Raw genomic sequence first — 430 nt, forward strand, 5'->3', positions numbered from 1 at the left:
GGGTCATCATCACCGGGTGCGACGAGGACTTCGTTTACTCGCACGATCCTGATGTCGACCACAGCAAACTCAAGCGCGGCCTGGACTGCCAGCACTTGCCGGTCAGTCACCAGGAATTTCTGCGCATGACGGTGTTTGGCGTCCAGCGGGTTCGCGCAGCCGTGATGCTGCGCTCCCGTTGAAGAGCGGTGGCTAGGCGCCGAGCACTTCCTCGCCGATACAGTAGCGATCCCTGCCTTTCTGCTTCGCGGCATAAAGCAGTTTGTCAGCCGACTCGATAAGAGTGGCGGGGCTCACTTCATGTTCGGACGGCTTGCCAACCGCAATACCTGCGCTGGCGGTGACGTGACCCAGCGGATGGGCTTTGTGCTCCATCCGCAAGGAGCGAATGGCCTCAAGAATCTCCTCAGCCACAAGCGCCGCCCCACGT

Annotated in this window: 2 protein-coding genes; one reads left to right on the top strand and one right to left on the bottom strand. The window is 60.9% G+C overall.

The window, feature by feature from the left end:
* The coding region (locus J5M56_RS25820; protein WP_207938161.1) for a peptidase C39 family protein at positions 1-182 on the top strand (182 nt) is incomplete at its 5' end.
* Positions 183-192: 10 nt separating this feature from the next.
* Here J5M56_RS25820 and J5M56_RS25825 read toward each other — a convergent pair.
* Positions 193-430: diguanylate cyclase (locus tag J5M56_RS25825; RefSeq protein WP_207938162.1), on the bottom strand; the 238-nt coding region annotated here is incomplete at its 5' end.

The sequence above is a fragment of the Pseudomonas sp. 51_B genome (assembly GCF_017491595.1).
GTDB classification, from domain to species: domain Bacteria; phylum Pseudomonadota; class Gammaproteobacteria; order Pseudomonadales; family Pseudomonadaceae; genus Aquipseudomonas; species Aquipseudomonas promysalinigenes.